The sequence below is a fragment of the Streptomyces sp. NPDC060064 genome (assembly GCF_042736455.1).
GTDB lineage: Bacteria > Actinomycetota > Actinomycetes > Streptomycetales > Streptomycetaceae > Streptomyces.
This window is the reverse complement of sequence record NZ_JBHWWF010000006.1, coordinates 229,466-246,782: the sequence shown is the minus strand read 5'-3', so window position 1 is coordinate 246,782 and position 17,317 is coordinate 229,466. Positions and strand designations below refer to the sequence as shown.

Genomic DNA, 17,317 nt, shown 5'->3' with positions numbered 1-17,317 from the left:
AGCATGCGAGCGGAGATCCCGTCGAAGTCGTGTCGAGGGGCGCGGCGTCCCTCCATCATCCGGGCCCACTTCCGCCAGACCTCGCCGAGCCTGCGGGTGGGCATGCTGCAGCCGCTCCAGGACCGGGCCGCGAGCCGCCTGGAACGCATCGTCCGAATTCGGACCGCCAGGCTCTTTCCTCGCTGACGCGGCGGGCCTGGGCGGCGGTGACTTCGGCGACGTCCATTTCAGGGCCGAGGCGGGCCACATCCACCAGGGCAGTGCGGCAGAGGCCTGCAGGGGTGTCATGAAGACCTCCGGCGTGCCCCCGCACCGCCTGACCACCTATCACTCCATTAGGGGGATAGGGAAGAGTTTCTCCGTCTTCTCGCTTATCTCGCCTTCGATGATCAACCTGCGGCCTCCGGCAGACCAGCACGCATCACGCTGCCCTCGTGAATCTTCGCCGCCCAGGTCAAGCGATGAGTAGGAAGGGGGACTGTATGCACCTGACTCCGCATGAGCAGGAACGTCTGCTGGTCCATGTCGCGGCGGATGTTGCCCAGCGGCGCCGTGAGCGGGGGCTGCTGCTGAACTATCCCGAGGTCATGGCGCTGTTGACGGCGCACGTGTATGAGGAGGCCCGGGCCGGTGCGACGGTGGACTCGGTCATGGAGTCCGGCCGCTGTGTGGTGAAGCGCGGCGAAGTTATGGAAGGCGTCGCGGAGATGATCGCCAACGTGCAGGTCGAGGCGACGTTCCCGGACGGGACGAAGCTGGTGACCATTCACGATCCGTTCGACGAGGCGGCCGAGGACGTGGATGTCCATCCGGGCAAGCTGGAGCTTCTCCCGGACGACGATGAATCCGCGGTGGAGTTCAACGAGGGCCAACAGCCCGTGGAACTGCTCGTGAACAACCCCTCGGACCGCCCGATCCAGATCGGCTCGCACTATCACTTCGCCGAGGTCAACGAAGGTCTCCTCAAGGTCAACGAAGGTCTCCGCTTCGACCGAAAGGCGGCACACGGCAAGCGGCTGCACATCCCCTCGGGTACGTCGGATCGATTCGAGCCAGGTGACGAACGCACCGTGCAGCTGGTGCCTATCGCGGGGGACCGCATCGTCAGGGGACTTCAGGCCGGGAAGAGCGAAAAGGATGTGCACCTCGATGCGCAGCGCGACTGAATATGCGAGCCCTCTGAAGCGGTCCACGTACGCCGAGCTTTACGGCCCGACAACCGGCGACCGGGTACGGCTCGCCGACACCAACCTCGTCATCAGGATCGACGAGGACTGGAGTGGCGGGCCTGGCCGCAGCGGCGACGAGATGATCTTCGGCGGCGGCAAGGTGATCCGCGAGTCGATGGGCCAGTCGCACATTCCGCGCGACGATACCCGGACGCCGGTGGACACGGTGATCACAGGCGCACTGATCCTGGACCACTGGGGCGTGGTGAAGGCCGACATCGGTCTGCGCGACGGCCGGATCCAGGCGATCGGCAAGGCGTACAACCCCGAGACGATGTCACCAAGGCCCAACAACCACGAACGTGCATCGGACTTCGTCGTCGGGCCCGAGACGGAGGTGATCTCCGGCAACGGACGGATCCTGACCGCGGGCGGCGTCGACACCCACGTGCATTTCTTGTGCCCCGAGCAGATCCACGAAGCACTCGCGTCGGGTGTGACCACACTGATCGGCGGCGGCACCGGGCCCGCCGAGGGCAGTACCGCCACCACCGTGACACCCGGCAAGTGGCACATCCAGCGGATGTTCGAGGCGCTGGACTCCTACCCGGTCAACATCGGTCTGCTCGCCAAGGGCAGCACGGTCTCGGAGAAGGCGTTGCGCGACCAGGTCACCGCCGGCGCCCTCGGCTTCAAGATCCACGAGGACTGGGGTGCCACGCCTGCGGTGATCGACGCGGCTCTGAGGGTGTGCGACGAGACGGGCGTTCAGGTCGCCCTGCACGCCGACTCGCTGAACGAGTCCGGGTTCGTGCAGCACACCCTCGCCGCGACCAAGGACGGCAAGGGGAAGTACCGCAGCCTGCACGTCTTCCACGTCGAAGGTGCCGGCGGCGGTCACGCACCCGACATGATCAGCCTGGTGGGCGAGGCGAGCGTGCTGCCCGCGTCGACGAATCCGACTCGGCCTTTGACGGTCAACACCGTCAAGGAGCACGTCGACATGATGATCGTGTGCCACCACCTCAATCCCGAGATCGAGGCGGACATGGCCTTCGCCGACTCGCGGATCCGGCCCTCCACCATGGCTGCCGAGGACCTGCTGCACGACATGGGCGCCATCTCGATGATGTCCTCCGACGCGCAGGCCATGGGCCGCATCGGCGAGATGATCATGCGGACCTGGCAGACCGCGCATGTTATGAAGTCCCGCTACGGACACCTGGGCCAGGACACCTCCGAGGCGGACAACTTCCGGGCCCGGCGCTACGTCGCCAAGTACACGATCAACCCGGCCATCACCCACGGAATCGACGACGAGGTCGGCTCCGTGGAGACGCGGAAGCTCGCGGACCTGGTGCTGTGGGAACCCAAGTTCTTCGGTGTGAAGCCGCACATGGTCATCAAGGGCGGCCAGATCGCGTACGCGCAGGTCGGTGACGCCAACGCGTCCATTCCGACGCCGCAGCCGTTCCTGCCGCGCCCGGTGTGGGGGTTCAGTGGCCAATCTCCAAAGAGCAACTCCTTCAACTTCGTGCCGGAGTTGGCCGTCGAGGGCGAGCTGTCCCAGATCGGCCTGCTCAAGCCGCTGCGCTCGATCAAGTCCACGCGTCAGGTGACCAAGGCCGACATGGTGCACAACGACGGCCGGCCGGAGATCGTCATCGACCCGGACACCTTCGACGTCACCATCGGCGGCGCCACCACATCCGACGTACGCACCACGGTGAACGGGCAACAGATCGGACGGCACTACGCCACCGAACTGCCCATGGCCCAGCGGTACTTCCTGTTCTGATCCCGCTTTCCCCGTTATCGGCCCGGCCACGCCTTCTCGCCGGGCCGTCTGTCCCCGTGAAAGGCGGGCCGCTGCCCCCCATGAGCCGTGCTGCCCTGCTCGTCCTGGCTGATGGCCGCTTTCCCGCCGGTGGGCATGCCCACTCCGGCGGTGTGGAGGCCGCTGTTGCCTCTCACGGCGTGTACGACACCGCAAGTCTGGAGGCCTTTTGCCGGGGGCGCCTGCACACCGCCGGGCTGACCGCGGCCGGGCTCGCCGCCGCAGCGGCCACCGGATACGACCTTCTGATGCTGGACGAGGCTGCCGATGCCCGCACGCCCGTGCCGGCGCTGCGACAGGTCGCCCGCAGGCTCGGCCGGCAGATGTTGCGGGCGGCGCGCATCACCTGGCCCTCGCCCGACCTCGACCGGCTCGCCCGCGTCCTGCCGCAAGGAGCGCACCAGCCGGTCGTCCTCGGTCTTGCGGCCCGCGCCGCCGGCCTGACGCCGTTCGATGCCACTCAGTGCGCCGCGTACGAGAGCGTCAGCGGGCCGGCGACCGCGGCGGTGAGGCTGCTGAGCCTCGACCCGTTCGAAGCGACCGCCCTCCTGGCGCGGCTCGCCGGTGAACTCGACGAGGTCGCCCGAACCGCGGCCGACGCGGCGGATCGCGTAGCCGCCGAGGGTGTCGGCGTGCTGCCCGCCGCGTCCTCTCCGCTGCTGGACATCACTGGTGAGCAACACGCCGCCTGGAGCGTCCGTCTCTTCGCTTCCTGACTTCCCTCTACCGACCTGGAGTCGTCGTGCACCTCGACCATCCCACGACCATGCCCCACCGCCACGCATTCAGCGCCGATGCGCTGCGCCCCGACGGCAGCCGTCGCGCGCTGCGGGTCGGGCTCGGCGGGCCCGTAGGCTCGGGCAAGACCGCGACCGTGGCCGGGCTGTGCCGTGCGCTGCGGGACCAGTTGTCCATCGCCGTGGTCACCAATGACATCTACACGCGCGAGGACGCCGAGTTCCTGCGCCGCGAGGCCGTGCTGCCGCCAGAGCGGATCACCGCCGTAGAGACCGGTGCCTGCCCGCACACCGCGATCCGCGACGACATCTCCGCCAACCTCGAAGCGGTGGAGCAGTTGGAGCAGACACTTGAGCCGCTGGACCTGATTCTCATCGAGTCCGGAGGGGACAACCTCACCGCCACCTTCTCGCGCGGACTCGTCGACACTCAAGTGTTCGTGATCGACGTGGCCGGCGGCGACGACATCCCGCGCAAGGGCGGGCCCGGCATCACCACCGCCGACCTCCTCGTGGTCAACAAAACTGACCTCGCGCCGTATGTCGGTGCCGACCTGGACACCATGGCAGCCGACGCGAAGAAGCAGCGCGGCGCTCTGCCGGTCGCATTTACCAGCCTCGCCTCGGCCGACGGGATCCGTCCGGTCGCCCACTGGGTCACCGGGCGTCTCTCCGCTTGGCGTGCCGGGGTCACCGCGTGACCGCCGCGCAACTGCCGACCTCGACACGGGCGCCGGCCGGCTACCAGCCGGGAGCTGAAGAAGGCGAGGCGGGAAAAGGGCGGGCAGCCGAGGTCCCCTCTGCATTTCAGGCGCACACGCCCGGCACCCACCCCAGTGCCCAGAGCCGCGCACCCGAGGACCACACCTCCGTCCTCCACCCCACCGGCGTCCGCGCCACCGCCCGTATCCGTGCCGCTCACAACGGCCGCACAACGACGCTCCCGCTCCTGCACAACGACGGTCCGTTCCATCTGCGCCGACTGCGAGCCCGCGACGGGCGGGCACGGGTCTGCGTGATCGGGGCAATGAGCGCACCGCTCGGCGGGGACCGACTCGAACTCGACATCGCGGCCGAGGCGCGATCCGAGCTGGAGGTGATCACTGCCGCAGCCACCATCGCCCTGCCCGGCTCCACCACCGCCCCTGCCACCTACGACGTCCGACTCACCGTCGGCGAGAACGCATCCCTGAACTGGCTGCCACAGCCGTTGATCAGCGCCCGAGGCAGCACCCTGCACCAGTCCTACGCCGTGGAACTCGCCTCCACCTCCCGCCTGCTGTTACGGGAAGAACAGCTCCTCGGCCGCACAGCGGAACCCCCCGGTCATCTCTCCACCCGCCTGACCGTGCGGCGCGAAGGCCAACTGCTCCTCGACCAGCACACCGCCTACGGGTACCCGGCACCGGAGTGGGACGGCCCCGCAGTCTTGGGCGGGCACCGCGCCGTCGGACAACTCCTCGCCGTTTACCCCGAGCTAGCCGCAGATCAGACGCCACACTTCATCGGTGACGACCCGGCGGAGGGATGCGCCGTCGTAACCCCGCTTGCCAACGGGCCAGCACTGCTGGCCACCGCCGTTGCACCGACACCGGCCCACCTGCGCCGCCTCCTCGACACGGCTCTCGCACACGTCCTGATCGCACAGGCATGAACGGTTTTGTGTGCTCCTTTGAGTCCCGTCGACCAGATCGCCCGACCGGCAGTGGCATGAGTGAGAAGCGATGAACAGTTCGCTGGATGATCACGATGCTTGACAGCGCCGAGTGGCTGGCAGCGAGAGGCCCGCTGCCCTGAAGGGCAGCGAGTTAACCCCAGAAGCGGAGCAGGTCGGCTGTTGCCGGGACGTGGCACACGGCTCGGAAGGTGCGTGTGGACAGCATCGACATAAGCCACCGTCGCGATCTCGCTGGTGCTGCACGACGCCTGCTGGGAGAGCTTCCGCCGGATCATGGGCACGGTCGATCCCACTCTGGTTGACGCCGCCGAGCACCTGCTGGGCGACGTCGTGACCGTGCGCGCGGTGAGCGAGCTCCGGCTGCGCTGGATCAGCGCCTGAGCGAGCCGGTTGAGCAGGAAATTGCGCGTTGGAAGGGAAATCCGCTGCGCGGAGGTTCGAGTCCCCTTTTCGAGCTGGCGAGATCGCTCTCGTCCCCTTCGATCCTGTCCAACCGGGACGCATTCGGGACGCGGTCAGGACACAAGGACAGGAACAGACTGACAAAGACGAAGTAACACCGACACAGCTCGCACGCTCTGACCTGCGAAAACGTCGTAGATCAGCGTAGATCGACAAGGGCCGCCAAGATCCCCAAAGGACTCATAATCCGTCGGCCGTGGGTTCGAGTCCCACCCGCCCCACCGCTGAGTGGTGAGCTGAATCGTTCTGATCTGCGGAAACGCAGCAATGAGGGCCCTCGGGGACACCCCGAGGGGCCCTCACTGTAGCCCCGAACCAAGATCAAGTGGCCCGGTAGTGGCCCGGCGGGTCGCAGTCCGCGCGGCGGCGCCCACCGAACCGAGCCGGGCAACCAGCACGAAGGTGGCCCATCTGGTGTCGCCCCGCATCCGGCGTGACGAGCTGCGCGTACTGGAAACCCCAGCCACGCCGTCGGACGCCACGTGGCACGCCACCGTCCTGCAGCCCGAGCACCGTTCCCCGGCCACCGACGCGTTCCTGCACTTCCTGCACACCCCCGCGGCGACCCGCATCATGCGCGCGCCCGGCGCGGGCGTCCCGCCCTCCCAGTTCCGGCCGCCGGTGTACGTCACGTTCTGGGGCCGGTGAGAGAGAGCAGGCTTTCCCCCCGTAGCGGCGGGCCCGGCTTGTGTTTTCGAGGGCCGGTCCGGCGAGCTGACCACGGCGGAACGCGAGGAGCTCCAGCGGCTGCGCAGGCAGAACGCCGAGCAGGCCCGGACGATTGAGGTGCTGTGAAAAGCCGCGGTCTTCTTTCCGAAGGCGAGCGATCGATGAGCGAGGTGTATGCGTTCATCGAGGCGGAGAAGACCACCCATGGTGTCGCTTCACGGAGTGGCGCGGCCGGTGTCGGCCAACGCCGTGAACGGGCCGCAGCCGCACCTGACGTACCGTCACCTGGTAGTGGGCCGCGGGGCCGGGTCTCATTCGTCGGTAGGGCTCTCCGCTGCGCAGAGGTTTGTAGTCCACGTCCCGATGTGGAGTGACCGGTCAACTGTGCCTGAGCACACGCCCCCTGGGGACGTCCAGGGGACGGTGAGGGGACGTAGGTTCCCGACCGCAGCTTCGCGCCGTTCAGGGCTGTTGTGCTGTCTCGCCGCGGGTGCGCTCGTATTCGGCCCGGTCCAGGATCTGCCAGGCGGCCTGGCCGATGGCGAGGACACCGCGGGCCGGCAGGGGCACGCCACCGATCCGCGGATTCTCCTTCAGTTGAACGGGGCGTCCGAGGTCTGCGCCATCAAGCGTGGCTCGTGAGGCGTCGATGAAGTACATCTGCTGTGGCATCAGCGTTCCGGGGTGGCCGCTCGGCATCACGCCGGTCATCTCCAGGCGGCCCAGCCCCAGCGCCCGTGCCAATCGCTCGCGCGCCCCCACCAGAGCTCGGAGACGCCATGTCGCCAGCGGCAACGCCACGCTGACGTGGTTCAGCAACCCGAGGAGTCGGGTCACGGAGGCGGTGAGAGTCCAGTTCAGAGAGGGTGAATCCATCGTCACCCGCAGGGAGGCCGGGGCCGTCCACGTGAGACCGATCCGGGCGTGGCCCGTGTGATCGCAGGCCGCGCCGTAATACCTCGGGCATGCCGTGTCGAGTCGCTCCCCGTCGACGTAGATCGACCACCTGCCGGTCGGGTCGCGATGCCACACCGTGCGATAGGGACCGAAGGAGCTCTCCGGAAACACGCGCAGCGCGAGCACGTGACCGGAGTCGAAAGGCAGCCCGAACACGCCCCAACCCTTGACGTACTCGTGGTTCGGCCAGGGGGCCCGTCCCCGTCCCGCCGGGACCTCCGACAACTTGGACGACAAATCGAGCATCTGCGCCACCTCGTTTCTCCTCGATCGGAGGAGTGTCATCGCTCGTCGCCGGGACCTCACGCCCGCAGGGGACCCTCCCAGTATCAAACGCCGCACCGGGCACGGCACGGTGGTTCGAAAAGCCGGGGGCGATGACGGCTGCCTGATTCGCGCCATGTGCAACGCTGCTCCGGGCCTTCCCGCGCCGCGTCGCGCGTTCGGAGCAGCCCCAGCCCGCGGCCGCCGGGGGCCGCCCAATCCAGGGACGCGCCGCGTACGCCACCCGCGTCGGTCGGATACGGACACGCGCATCCGGCAGGAGGTGTCCTCGCGTGGCTTCGAGGTACGTTCGGTGACAAAGCGGGCGGCGGCGCCGCCCGGCCCCCTGAGGAGACTGGGGTGACGGAATGCCGCGCGAGGCCTTGACCCGCTGGTCTGACGGCGCTACCAGGTGGGCGGTCGCGCCATTCGTCGATCCCGCCACGAGACCCGGCACGGGGCGTGTCGTCCCGGCGGACCGGCACGCCGCCTCCGTGGCGACGGCACTCTGTGGGTTGTGGCCGCAGCCGCAGGCAAGCACCCGCGCCTCGACCCCGCGCAGCAGCCGAACATGACCGGACATCACCCCACCGATGCCGGCGGTCCGAGCAATCCGCACGAGCCGGAGCCGCAGCAGGCGGCGTTCGGTGAGGCCCGCTGGCCGATGGCCGGAGCCGTCGTCGTCGGCATGGTGCTGCTCCTGCTGATGCCCGACGACCTGCGCCTGGGGCCTCGTTGGCTGCTCCCGATGGTCGAAGGACTGCTCCTGGTGACGCTGATCGCGGGCGACCCGGGCCGGATCAGCCGCCGCTCGGCCGCCCTGCGCGCAGTATCTATCGCTCTGGTCGGCGTGCTGGCACTCAGCGCCATCTGGTCGACTGTCCGGCTGATCGACGACCTCATCCACGGCGGGACCGAGACGAATTCCGCCGCCGGCCTGCTGCAGGCCGGCGGCAGTGTCTGGGCCTCCACGGTCCTCGCCTTCTCCCTGCTGTACTTCGAACTCGACGGCGGCGGAGCGGCCGCCCGAGCCCACCGCATGCCCGCCACCCCCGAACTCGCCTTTCCCCAGCACCTGAACCCCGACCTGAACGCCATGCACTGGCGCCCCCGCTACGTCGACTACCTCTACCTCGGACTCACCAACTCCACCGCCTTCAGCCCCACCGACGTCATGCCACTGGCCCCGTGGGCCAAGATCGCCATGGCCGTCCAGTCCCTCATCTCCCTGCTCATCCTGGGACTCGTGATCGCCCGAGCCGTGAACGTCCTCGCCTGAGAACCAGCCCCCGCAAACCACCGGGGGGCCTCCCGGATCCAGGAAATCTGCATGTTCACTGCACGCGAGCTTTCACGGCGCCAGGCAAGAACACGGGGCGGCAGCGCCGCCCCGGGCCGTCTCCCCGACGCGCTTTGCTCAATCGCGTGCGTCGATCGCGTCGGCGAGGTGGGGGTCGATGTGTCTGAGCGCCGCCACGGCGAACTGGGTCGTGAACTCGGCGGCCGATGCCGGATCCAGCGACTCGGCGACCAGCGTGTACCGCGCGCCCTCGACGACCGTGCCGACGACGAAGGAGGCGCAGAGCTCCGCACTCGTCCCCCAGGTGCCACGGCCGTGGCGCCTGGTGAAGTACCGGATCCGGCGCGTGATCTCCTGGGTGGCGGCTGACATCAGCCGTTGTCTGGCCTCGACCGCCGACCCCGTCGCGTGCGCGCCGAAGAGCAGCCGGAATCTCGCCGGATGGACGTCCGCGTAATGGAAGAACGAGGCCACGCCCGCTCGAACCTGCTGTTCGAGCGGAAGATCGGCCGCTGCTGCATAGGCCTCGAAGAGCGCGCTTCCCAAGGTGTCGGCTGCGAGGTCGGCGCATTTGCCGAACAGCTCCTCCTTGCTGCCGAAGTGTGCGTACAGCGTGGGTTTGGTGGATCTCGCACGCGCGGCGACGACGTCCATTGTCGCCGCGTGGAATCCGGCCTCGCTGAAGACCGCGGAGGCCGCGTCCAACATGTCGTCGTCGGTCGGGCGTGCCGCAGGGGGGCGGCGACGGCCGGCTGGACGCTGTGGCGGGGGGCCGGCCTCGGGCGGGTGATCAGCCATGTCCACCACTTTACTTCCGGGTAAACCCGGATTACGGTTTTACTCCAGAGTAAATGCGGTTGTGATCGACTCCCTGACTCGAGAACCGGCCAGGGCCTTGTGGAGGCTTTTATGCACCACACTCACCTCGTACAGCCTGCCGCGACCGCCGCAACGCGCCCCGTCCCTGCCCCGTCCCTGGGCTTCGCCCCCGACCGGGAGCTGACCGTCGCCGGCCCCTGGCGGCTTCCGCGGGCTCCGGACACCTGTGGTCAGGCCCGCAGAGCGGTGTGCAGCACCCTGGCCGACTGGGGCCTGGACCATCTTGCGGACACGGCCGAACTCCTGGTCAGCGAACTGGTCGGCAATGCGCTGCTGCACGCGTACGGTCCTGTCCGCCTCACCGTGGTACGCCGCGAGGTCATCTGTTGCCAGGTCCGCGACGGCAGCCGGGAACTGCCGCAGCTCCGTTCGGCGCAGACGACCGACGAATTCGGCCGCGGCCTGCATTTGGTTGACCTGATGGCGAGCAAATGGGGCGCCGACCCCACACCCTGGGGCAAGGAAGTCTGGTTCGAACTTCCGGAAGCGCCGGATTCCCTCGGTGGAAGGTGGCACTGAGTGAGGCGCCCTCGCGCGTATCGAGCCGCTTCGTCACGCCACCGATTTCCCGTAGGGGAACGTCACCGCTCGATTCCGCCAGTGCCGGAGGAGGTCCTCAAGAGCACCACCGTCCTCTCGGTCACCTGGGCGAGTACCGCGATCAGCAAGGCCGTTGCTCGTGCCGTGCTGCCGCGCCGTTCCTGACCCGCAAACCGTCCAGGCGCCGCCGCACGGCCGTCACCCAGCTGTCGGCCGTCAAAGGCGGGCAGCAACCCGGCGAACATTCCCGGTCGCAGCATTAGTATCTTGGCATGTCCACACCTTTACTCATGCTGGCCAGCAGAATCCCCTCCGATTCGCCGATCCTGGATTTCGACATTGTCGTCGTCGGCGGACGCCCGCTCCTTGTCTGCACCGACTTCGGCGGTGACGTCTTCAGTTGGGATCCGCTGCGGGACGAGTGGGCCGGGCATCGGTTGGACATGCCGTGGCGGCCGGAGGACGAGTACGAGTTCAGCGACATCCTCACGATCGGTGCCGCGGTCGTCGACGGGCGGGTCGTGGTGGGTGGGGGCGGGGAGCACCAGCCCTTCGCGCAGTGGGATCTGGAGAGCGGTGCGATACGGACGTACGCCCGCTACGAGCACGGCGGGGTGGCCTCGACGGCCACGATGGAGCTTGACGGCCGGGCGCTGTTCGTCAGCGGCTGCACTGGCCCGGCCGTACATCTGTGGGACGCCTCGAAGCGCGATCCCGATCCTGCTGCCGACGAGGTGCAACTGGCCGGGCACGGCGACGGCGTTGGCGGTGTCACCTCGGGCAGGCTGTGGGACCGGCCGGTTGTGGTGTCCGGCGCCCATGACGGCAGCGTTCTTGTGTGGGACATCAGCGCTGAAGAGCCACTTACTCAATTCGACGATCTCGACTTCGTGGTTCGCGGGGTCGGTCTGGTGACTGTGGACGGGCACGCGCGCGTGGTCGCCGCCGGGGGCCGGGCGCTTGTCATGGGCGATCCCGACACTGGTGCATGGGAAGCGCCGCTCGCCGTGCCGGGGGACGACATCAACTGCATGGACGTCGGTGTCGTCGATGGGCTGCCGGTGGCGGTGACCGGCGGTGAGGACGGCACGGTGTGCGTGTGGGATCTGGTGGGCCGGAGGCTGCTCGGGGTGCCGCTCACCGAGCATGAGAAGGAGGTCTTCGCCGTCCGTGTCACCGACTTCGACGGCCGCCCCGTTGCCGTCACCGCGGGCCGGGACCGCCGTATGCGGCTGTGGGACCTCGGGGCGTTGCTCGGTCGGTGAGCCGGCGGGGCGCTCGGTCGGCTCGTCGCCCAGTCAGCTCATTTTCTTCCGCGGCCGTCACCTCGGAAGAGGTCTCGGCCAGGCGATGGCCTCCCCGGTTCACGCACGCCCCGGCAGCGTGCAGCAAGCCGTACGGTGACGGGGGCACGACAAGCTCGCCATGGGCGGCCACGTGTCGCCCCACTGACGGAGCATCGGGACTCCCCAGCCGCCCTTCCCCATGACAGCGGTCACCCTCCCGTCCCGTTGCCGTCCGCGAGTGGGTAGTCAGCGTCCTGCCGGGGCACGGTTCGGGGGCAGCTCGCAGCACGCTTGTAGCCCGACCGTGTGGCATGCCCGGACTAATACGTCTACGTGGCGCGCCGGTCTGTCCCACCCGCGGCGCAGGGTGCTTTGGTCGGGGCGCCGGGCATGCGACGGCTCCTGTGTCTGTCCTGGCGGCCGGCCGGCTCCCGGCCTTCCTCATGCGCGTCGCCCGTTCTCGGCGTGCGTGCTGTCCAGAACGCCGAAGGAGAGATCGTGGTGGCGGGAAGCGCCGACGAGAACCGCGGGACGATGTCCGCGCAGCTCCTCAGGGGCCAGAAGGCTCTGGTCACCGGTGCCAACTCAGGTATCGGCATGGCGACCGCCATTGCTTTGGGCCGGGCCGGCGCGGACGTCGTGGTGAACTACGTCGTCGGTGGGGACGAGGCCGAGAAGGTCGTGGGGCAGATCAAGGACTTCGGAGTCCGCGCCTACGCCCACGAGGCCGACGTGTCCGACGAGGGCCAGGTGGTCGCCATGGTGGCGCGGATGGTCGAGGAGTTCGGCACCATCGACATCATGGTGGCCAACGCGGGCCTTCAGCGGGACGCGGCCGTGCTGGACATGACACTCGCCCAGTGGCAGAAGGTCATCGACGTCAACCTGACCGGCCAGTTCCTCTGCGCGCGCGAGGCCGCCAAGGAGTTCGTGCGGCGCGGTGTGGTGGCGGAGGTGTCCCGGTCGGCCGGGAAGATCATCTGCATGAGCTCGGTCCACCAGATCATCCCGTGGTCGGGGCACGTGAACTACGCCTCCTCCAAGGGCGGTGTGTGGGCATGCTGATGCAGACCCTCGCCCAGGAGTTGGCCCCCCGGCGGATCAGGGTCAACGCCATCGCACCCGGCGCCATCCGCACACCGATCAACCGCGACGCGTGGTCCACCCCCGAGGCCGAGGCCGACCTGCTGCGCCTCATCCCGTACCGCCGCGTGGGCGACCCGGACGACATCGCCAACGCCGTCGTGGTTATGGCGTCCGACCTGCTCGATTACGTCGTCGGCAGCACGCTCTACGTCGACGGCGGAATGACGCTCTTTCCCGGCTTCGCCACCGGAGGCTGATCTCCGATGCAGGATTACGTCACGCCCCGCCGGGTGGTGATCCTCGGCGGAGGGTTCGCCGGGCTGTTCGCCGCCCGCGCCCTACGTCGGTCACCGGTCGCCGTGACCGTGGTCGACCGCCGTGCCCACCACCTCTTCCAACCACTGCTCTACCAGTGCGCCTCCGGAATCCTGTCCGAGGGCCAGATCGCGCAACCGCTCCGCGCGGTCCTGCGACGCCACCACAACGTGAGCTGCCTGCTCGCTGAAGCCATCGACGTGGATGTCGAAGCCCGGCTGGTCCACGCCCGGCGACCGGACGGCGGAGCTCTCGAGCTGCCCTACGACGATCTGATCGTCGGAGTCGGCATGCGCCAGTCCTACTTCGGGCACGACGAGTTCGCCGCGCACGCCCCCGGCATGAAGACCCTGAACGACGCGCTGGACATCCGCCGACGGGTCTACCAGGCGTTCGAGATGGCCGAAACGGCCGCAGACGCCCGGGAACGGCAGCAGTGGCTCACCTTTGCGCTCGTCGGCGGCGGGCCGACCGGCGTCGAACTCGCCGGACAGATCCGGGAGATCGCCGGCCACACGCTCGACCGGGAGTTCCAGACGATCGACTCCGCCCAGGCCCGGGTGCTGCTCTTCGAGGGGTCCGACGAGGTGCTGGGCGCGTTCGGCCGCCCACTGGCCGATCGCGCGGCCCGAACCCTGCAGAGCCTCGGTGTGGAGCTCCACCTGGGCACGAAGGTCACCGACGTCGACGCGCGCGGCTTGACGGTACAAGACCAGGACGGTGCGACCACCCGGTTCGAGGCACGCACCGTGCTGTGGACGGCCGGGGTCGAGGCGCCGCCCTTCGCCGCCGCGCTGGCCCGGGCAACCGGCGCCACCCAGGACCGGGCCGGACGCATCGTCGTCGAACCCGACCTCACCGTCCCCGGTCATCCGGAGATCCGCGTCACGGGCGACGTGATGAGCCTGAACAAGCTGCCGGGCCTGGCCGAGGTCGCCATGCAGTCGGGCGCGTATGCCGGCCGGGTCGTGCGCCACTCGGTGGAGGGCAGGACGAAGCAGCAGAAGCCCTTCAAGTACCTGGACCTCGGCAGCGCCGCCTACATCTCCCGCGGCCGGGCCGTCGTCAAGGCCGGCCCGCTGCACCTGTCGGGAGCGATCGGCTGGCTCGCCTGGCTCTTCATCCACCTGGCCTTCCTCACCGGATTCCGCAGCAGGCTGGGGGCGGTGCTCAGCTGGTCCGTCGCCTTCGCCACCAGCTCGCGGCGCGAGCGCGCCTTCACCTCGTCCGACGCCGACGCCGACGCCGACGCCGACGCCGACGTCGGCGCGCCGGCCGGCCGGGCGCCCGGGCAGAAGGCGCCCCCGCCGCCTCCCTGACCACGGCGCCCGGCCGACACGCCCCGGCCGCCACCCCTTCGCACCCCGTCGTTCCTCACCCCCCGCGCCCCGCGGGGCAGACCATCGAGGCGCACATGCTCAGCACAGCGGCCCTTCTGGCGGACACCCCGCCCCAACTCCTGCCGGCTCGGGAGCTGATGGCCTTCACCCTGGCCTCGCACATCCTGCTGGTCCCGTTCGGCGTGGCGCTGCCGTTCATCACGGTGCTGATGCACCACCGGGCGCTGCGCCGCAACGACGCCGTCGCCCTTCAGCTCGCGCGGCGCTGGTCGGCGGTGATGGCTGTCCAGTTCGCCATCGGCGTCGTCACCGGCACTGTGCTGTCCTTCGAGCTCGGACTGCTGTGGCCCGGCATGATGGGCCGCTGGGGCGACGTCTTCGGCCTCGGGTTCGGCATTGAGGCATGGGCGTTCTTCCTGGAGGCCGTCCTGATCGCGATCTACCTCTACGGCTGGCGTCGGCTCAAGCCCTGGACGCACTTCTGGCTGGCCGTACCGCTGCCGCTGGCCGCCCTGATGGGGGCGTTCGGCATCATCGCCGCGAACTCCTGGATGAACACCCCGCAGGGGTTCCGCCTCGACGCCCAGGGCAATCCCGTCGACGTCAACGTGCGGCAGGCGGTCTTCACGCCGATGTTCGGCCCGGAGTACTGGCACTTCGTGGTCGCGATGTTCCTGACCGCCGGCTATGTGGTCGCCGGCGTGTACGCGGTCGGCTGGCTGCGCGGGCGCCGCGACAGATACCACCGGCTCGGCTTCACGCTGCCGTTCACCGTTGCCGCAATCCTCACGCCGGTCCAGTTCATGCTCGGCGACTCCGCTGCCCGGGCCGTCTTCCACAAGCAGCCGATCAAGTTCGCCGCCACGGAGATCGTCTGGAAGACAGACACCCACGTGCCCGAGTACATGTTCGGACGGCTGAACAGCGATGGGACGATCTCCGGCGGACTGAAGATCCCCCAGCTGGACTCGATCCTCGCCGGCTTCAAGCCCAGCACCCAGGTGACCGGGCTGACGTCGGTGCCGGCCGCCGACCGCCCCACCGTCGTCCAGGCCACCATCGCCCACTGGGCCTTCGACATCATGGTCACCATCGGCAGCCTGCTGATCCTGCTCGCGCTCTGGTACGCGTGGTCCTGGCTGCGACACCGGGACCTCCCGCGCAGCCGCTGGTTCTTCCGCTGCGCCGCAATCGCAGGAGTCGCGTGCCTGGTCACCGTGGAGTGCGGCTGGATCACCACGGAGGTCGGCCGCCAGCCCTGGATCGTCTACAACCACATGAGGGTCTCGGAGGCGGTGACCGCCACCCGCGCCGGATCGCTGTGGGCGATGCTCGGCATCGTGATCGTTGTGTACGTGGCCGTTTTCGGCGCGTTCCTCGCGATCGTCCTGCAGATGCGAACTCGGTGGCGCATCGCCGACGAGGGCTCGGCCGCCGCGCGCGCCGCACTGCCCCCTGAGACCGACACCCCCTACGGGCCCAGAAGCGAGCCCGAACCCACAGCAACCGGGGCCCCGCCTGGTGTCGGGTCCGGCCGCACCCCCGGCGGTGCGTCATGATGGCCGATCTCATCGCCTGGGTCATGGTGCTCGCGATCGCCGCCTACGCCTGCGCCGGGGGCACCGACTACGGCGCGGGCTTCTGGGACCTCCTCGCCGGAGGGGCGGAGCGGGGCCGGCGGCCCCGCTGGCTCATCGACCATGCCATGGCACCGGTCTGGGAGGTCAACAACGTCTGGTTGATCTTCGTCTTCATCGTCATGTGGACCGGCTTCCCGACGATGTTCCAGGCCGTCTTCGAGGCGATGTGGCTGCCGCTCGCCCTCGCGGCCGTCGGCCTGGTGCTCCGCGGCGCCGGATTCGCCCTGCGCAAGCCCTCCCGGCGACTGGCCCAACGACGGCTCTACGGCGCGGCGTTCGCCATCTCGTCGCTGCTCACGCCGTTCTTCCTCGGGGCAGTGCTCGGCGGTATTGCTGCCGGTCGGATCGTGGTCGGGACCACTGCCTCCGCGGACGCCTGGGCCAACGCGACCTCAGTCCTCACGGGTCTGCTGGCCATTGCCGCCACCGCGTTTCTCGGGGCGGTGTTCCTCTGCTCCGACGCCCGACGGTTCGGCGCGGAAGACCTCGTCGACTACTTCCGTCTGCGGGCGCTGTTCGCTTTCGCCGCAATCGTCATCCTCGCGCTCATCGCCCTGCCTGTCACCCACGACGATGCCCGGCACGTCTGGGAGGGCCTCACCGGAGGCCTGGGCCTGCTGCTGATCGTCCTGGCAGGAGTCTGCGGTCTGGCCACGGTGCTGCTTCTGGTACGTCGGTCCTATGGCTGGACCCGCTACACCTCGGTGGCGAGCGTCGCCCTGACCGTCGGCGCCTGGGGCTGCGCACAGCGGCCCTACGTGCTGCCCACCTCGCTGACGGTGGCCCAGGCGGCCGGCGCCGCTCACACCCTGCGCTGGCTGGCGCTCGTCACGGTCATCGCGATCGTGCTGGTCGGCCCGGCGCTGGTGCTGCTCTACCGGCTCGACACAATGGGTGAGCTGGAGCCGCTGACCGACACCGACACCCAGGCCGCCAGAACACCCGGGGACAATCTGTAGCGCCGCTCCGCCGGTTCGCGCAGCGGACGTGCGACATCCCCGTCGGCGCAGCCGTGCGGCGATGCGATCGCCGACCCGCAGGGCGTTGGCGATGGCGGTCAGTGACCTGTGACGACAGACCTGAACACCCTCTCGGCCGTACTTTGGGTGAAGTCAGACGACGAGAGCAGGGGAACCCGCTGGTCAAACGCTAGATTCG

The 17,317-nt window shown here is 69.0% G+C and carries 15 protein-coding genes and 1 pseudogene; 14 read left to right on the top strand and 2 right to left on the bottom strand.

Features of this window, described 5'->3' with window-relative positions:
• Positions 1-482 precede the first annotated feature (482 nt).
• The 7 genes from ACFWDI_RS10710 (at position 483) to ACFWDI_RS10680 (ending at position 6,531) form a co-directional block, all read left to right on the top strand.
• Positions 483-1,166 carry an urease subunit gamma gene (locus ACFWDI_RS10710; protein ID WP_385302820.1) on the top strand — a complete coding sequence of 228 codons (684 nt, stop codon included), beginning with the start codon at positions 483-485 and terminating at the stop codon, positions 1,164-1,166.
• Complete coding sequence (locus ACFWDI_RS10705) at positions 1,150-2,967, top strand: urease subunit alpha (protein WP_385302818.1); 1,818 nt, start codon at positions 1,150-1,152, stop codon at positions 2,965-2,967. Before ACFWDI_RS10710 ends, ACFWDI_RS10705 begins: the two co-directional genes overlap by 17 nt.
• Before the next feature lie 80 nt (positions 2,968-3,047).
• Positions 3,048-3,722 (top strand): urease accessory protein UreF, encoded by a 675-nt coding sequence (locus tag ACFWDI_RS10700; RefSeq protein WP_385302816.1) that lies wholly within the window; start codon positions 3,048-3,050, stop codon positions 3,720-3,722.
• 26 nt (positions 3,723-3,748) lie between these two features.
• On the top strand, positions 3,749-4,444 hold the full coding sequence (ureG, locus tag ACFWDI_RS10695) for an urease accessory protein UreG (RefSeq protein WP_385302815.1): 696 nt from the start codon (positions 3,749-3,751) through the stop codon (positions 4,442-4,444).
• The gene (locus tag ACFWDI_RS10690) at positions 4,441-5,397 is read left to right on the top strand and encodes an urease accessory protein UreD (protein ID WP_385302813.1); all 957 of its coding nucleotides are present in this window, start codon (positions 4,441-4,443) and stop codon (positions 5,395-5,397) included. Before ureG ends, ACFWDI_RS10690 begins: the two co-directional genes overlap by 4 nt.
• Positions 5,398-5,655: 258 nt before the next feature.
• Positions 5,656-5,802 (top strand): hypothetical protein, encoded by a 147-nt coding sequence (locus ACFWDI_RS10685; protein WP_385302811.1) that lies wholly within the window; start codon positions 5,656-5,658, stop codon positions 5,800-5,802.
• Positions 5,803-6,297: 495 nt separating this feature from the next.
• Positions 6,298-6,531: a hypothetical protein gene (locus ACFWDI_RS10680; protein ID WP_385302810.1), complete on the top strand. Its 234-nt coding sequence runs from the start codon at positions 6,298-6,300 to the stop codon at positions 6,529-6,531.
• 483 nt (positions 6,532-7,014) lie between these two features.
• Here the strand turns inward: ACFWDI_RS10680 and ACFWDI_RS10675 are convergent, their stop codons facing one another.
• On the bottom strand, positions 7,015-7,764 hold the full coding sequence (locus tag ACFWDI_RS10675; protein ID WP_385302809.1) for a hypothetical protein: 750 nt from the start codon (positions 7,762-7,764) through the stop codon (positions 7,015-7,017).
• Positions 7,765-8,290: 526 nt separating this feature from the next.
• Between ACFWDI_RS10675 and ACFWDI_RS10670 the strand changes: the two genes are divergently transcribed.
• Positions 8,291-9,052 (top strand): hypothetical protein, encoded by a 762-nt coding sequence (locus ACFWDI_RS10670; RefSeq protein WP_385302807.1) that lies wholly within the window; start codon positions 8,291-8,293, stop codon positions 9,050-9,052.
• Positions 9,053-9,190: 138 nt separating this feature from the next.
• On the opposite strand, the gene ACFWDI_RS10665 is transcribed toward ACFWDI_RS10670, so the two are convergent.
• A complete protein-coding gene (locus tag ACFWDI_RS10665; RefSeq protein WP_385302805.1) occupies positions 9,191-9,871 on the bottom strand; it encodes a TetR/AcrR family transcriptional regulator in 681 nt (226 codons plus the stop codon).
• A 111-nt stretch (positions 9,872-9,982) separates the two neighbouring features.
• Between ACFWDI_RS10665 and ACFWDI_RS10660 the strand changes: the two genes are divergently transcribed.
• The 6 genes and pseudogenes from ACFWDI_RS10660 (at position 9,983) to ACFWDI_RS10635 (ending at position 17,118) form a co-directional block, all read left to right on the top strand.
• A complete protein-coding gene (locus tag ACFWDI_RS10660) occupies positions 9,983-10,471 on the top strand; it encodes an ATP-binding protein (RefSeq protein WP_385302803.1) in 489 nt (162 codons plus the stop codon).
• A 293-nt stretch (positions 10,472-10,764) separates the two neighbouring features.
• Positions 10,765-11,757: a WD40 repeat domain-containing protein gene (locus ACFWDI_RS10655; protein WP_385302801.1), complete on the top strand. Its 993-nt coding sequence runs from the start codon at positions 10,765-10,767 to the stop codon at positions 11,755-11,757.
• Positions 11,758-12,312: 555 nt separating this feature from the next.
• A pseudogene (locus ACFWDI_RS10650) lies at positions 12,313-13,121 on the top strand (SDR family oxidoreductase).
• Positions 13,122-13,127: 6 nt separating this feature from the next.
• Positions 13,128-14,498, top strand: coding sequence for an NAD(P)/FAD-dependent oxidoreductase (locus ACFWDI_RS10645; protein ID WP_385302799.1), 1,371 nt, complete (start codon positions 13,128-13,130; stop codon positions 14,496-14,498).
• A 95-nt stretch (positions 14,499-14,593) separates the two neighbouring features.
• Complete coding sequence (locus ACFWDI_RS10640; RefSeq protein ID WP_385302797.1) at positions 14,594-16,078, top strand: cytochrome ubiquinol oxidase subunit I; 1,485 nt, start codon at positions 14,594-14,596, stop codon at positions 16,076-16,078.
• Positions 16,075-17,118: a cytochrome d ubiquinol oxidase subunit II gene (locus tag ACFWDI_RS10635; protein ID WP_385302794.1), complete on the top strand. Its 1,044-nt coding sequence runs from the start codon at positions 16,075-16,077 to the stop codon at positions 17,116-17,118. Before ACFWDI_RS10640 ends, ACFWDI_RS10635 begins: the two co-directional genes overlap by 4 nt.
• Positions 17,119-17,317 lie beyond the last annotated feature (199 nt).